This is a genomic window from Mesorhizobium sp. M1A.T.Ca.IN.004.03.1.1 (assembly GCF_003997555.1).
Lineage (GTDB): Bacteria > Pseudomonadota > Alphaproteobacteria > Rhizobiales > Rhizobiaceae > Mesorhizobium.
This window is the reverse complement of the sequence record NZ_RZTV01000081.1, coordinates 1-365: the sequence shown is the minus strand read 5'-3', so window position 1 is coordinate 365 and position 365 is coordinate 1. Positions and strand designations below refer to the sequence as shown.

Sequence of the window (365 nt, the reverse complement as noted above, 5' to 3'; positions counted from 1 at the left end):
GTCAGGAGGAGTGCACGCAGTGGATTTCTGCGGAAGGAGACATCACTCCCGATACCCCGGCCCGGCTGAAGGCGATCTTGAAGCCGCTCGGCGAAAGAAAGCTGCCGATCGTGCTTCAGTCCAATGGCGGGGACATGGATGCGGCTTTCGCAATGGGACGCATCATCCGTGCTGCAGGTCTGGAGACCTCGGTTGGCAGAACACGGTTGCCGAACTGCCCGACCCTAAATCCGCGTTGCAAGGCGAGCATGGCCAAAAGCGGACCGACCGAAGGGGAGGTTTTTGCGGGTGGTGCCTACTGCTTTTCGAGCTGTACCTTTGTCCTGATGGGCGGAACACCGCGGCTCGTGGGAAATTCCGTCGTC

The 365-nt window shown here is 60.3% G+C and carries 1 pseudogene; it reads left to right on the top strand.

What is annotated here, in order from left to right:
- Positions 1-365, top strand: a pseudogene (locus EOD29_RS30785) (hypothetical protein); the annotation flags it as partial.